Here is a 1,604-nt window from a genome sequence, read left to right as displayed (position 1 = left end):
AAAGCGTGCATCTGACGCGCGCGGGCATCGTGATCGACGGCGCCGGCAAGCCGGTGACCATCACGAACGCGCCGAAGGTGCGCGCCGAGACCGATCTGCTCGAATGCACCGGCGAGATCCGGGACCGCTGCGACTCGGGCGGGCGTGCCATGTCCGAAATGCGCGAGACCTACGACGGCCACGACCATCCGGGCGACTCGGGCGGCACGACCGGCAAACCGAATCAGGGGATGGGCTGATGGATCTGGCGCTGCATTACGACCCCGCCGCCAAGGTGTTCGACCTGCTGCTGGACGGTGGCGACCTGGCCACGGACGATGGGCTGGTGACCGCCGTGGTGCTGTCGCTGTTCACGGACCGCCGGGCGCTGCCCGAGGATCGGCTGCCCGATGGCGCCACCGACCGGCGCGGCTGGTGGGCCGATGTCTATAACCCGCGCCCGCACGGCTCGCGTCTGTGGTTGCTGTGCCGCGAGAAGGAGCTGGATTCGGTGCTGCGCCGCGCGCAGCAGTACGCCGAGGAGGCGCTGGCCTGGCTGGTCGAGGATGAGATCGCGCGCGCGGTCGAGGTCGAGGCCATACACCTGCGGCGCGGCGTGCTGCAACTGCTGATCGGCATCGTGCGCGGCGACGGCACCGTGCTGCAGCGGCAGTACGAGTACGTGTGGCAAAGCGCCGCATAAAGGAGGATTACATGGCGTTTAAACGACCCACATTGCCGGAACTGCTGGNAGGAGGATTACATGGCGTTTAAGCGACCCACATTACCGGAACTGCTGGCGCGGATCGACCAGGATCTGCTGTCGCGCCTGCCTGGCGCCCAGGCCGAACTGGCGGTGCGGATGACCAAGGCGCTGGCCGCTGCCGATGCTGGCGCGGTGCATGGCCTGTATGGCTACCTGCAATGGCTGGAGCGACAGCTGTTCCCGGAAACCTGCGACGACGAAAACCTGCATCTGCATAGCGCGGGCGTGCCGCGCCGCACAGCGTCGCGCGCGGTGGGCCGGGTGCGCTTCCAGGGCAGCGACGACGCGGTAATCGTGGCCGGCACCACGCTACAGGTGGATGGCCGGGAGTACCGGACCACCGAGGAGGTCAGGATCGCCGACGGCCAAGCCGTGGCCGCNNNTGCCTGGCGTGGTCGGCCAGGCAGTGGTCGATGAGGACGGCATCCGTGGCGGTGCCGACCTGGAGACCTTCGGCAGCTGGCGCGACCGCATCATGCTGCGCCGCGCGCGCGTGCCGCGTGGCGGCGCCGCCGGCGACTGGGAGGAGTGGGCGCTACAGGTGCCGGGCGTCACGCGCGCCTGGGAAGACCCGCTGGGCATGGGGCCGGGGTCGGTGGTGGTGCGCATCATGGCCGACGACGCCAGCGACGGCCCGCTGCCGTCGCAGCAGCTGCTACAGGCCGTAGCCGACCACATCGAGGCGCAGAAGAACGTCCAGGCGCAGGTGTACGTGGTGGCCCCTGAAACCGAGCCGTTCGCGCCGCAGCTGTGGGTGCTGCCCAACACCGAGGCGGTGCGGGCGGCCGCCGCGCAAGCGCTACAGGATCTGGTGGGCCGTGAGGGCGAGCCAGGCGGCACGCTGCTGATAAGCCGCATC

General features: G+C 69.6%; 3 protein-coding genes and 1 pseudogene (1 of these 4 cut by a window edge). All 4 read left to right on the top strand.

Going from position 1 to position 1,604, the window contains the following annotated elements; genetic code table 11:
* A pseudogene (locus C1I89_RS33315) lies at positions 1–239 on the top strand (baseplate assembly protein); the annotation flags it as partial.
* Positions 239–682 carry a phage GP46 family protein gene (locus C1I89_RS33310; protein WP_102776387.1) on the top strand — a complete coding sequence of 148 codons (444 nt, stop codon included), beginning with the start codon at positions 239–241 and terminating at the stop codon, positions 680–682. The pseudogene C1I89_RS33315 and the gene C1I89_RS33310, both read left to right, overlap by 1 nt.
* A gap of 60 nt (positions 683–742) precedes the next feature.
* On the top strand, positions 743–1,162 hold the full coding sequence (locus tag C1I89_RS33305) for a baseplate J/gp47 family protein (protein ID WP_102776386.1): 420 nt from the start codon (positions 743–745) through the stop codon (positions 1,160–1,162).
* A protein-coding gene (locus C1I89_RS33300; protein ID WP_102776385.1) for a baseplate J/gp47 family protein crosses the window boundary here: on the top strand, positions 1,065–1,604 show its 5' portion. Its footprint extends 330 nt past the window's final position; only the first 540 of its 870 coding nucleotides appear in the window; the start codon lies at positions 1,065–1,067; its stop codon lies off the right edge, out of view. The genes C1I89_RS33305 and C1I89_RS33300 overlap by 98 nt, the downstream gene beginning before the upstream one ends.

It is taken from the genome of Achromobacter pulmonis (genome assembly GCF_002885955.2).
Classification (GTDB): Bacteria; Pseudomonadota; Gammaproteobacteria; order Burkholderiales; family Burkholderiaceae_B; genus Achromobacter; species Achromobacter pulmonis_A.
Note: the sequence above shows the minus strand (reverse complement) of the source record. Positions and strands in the feature narration are given on the sequence as shown.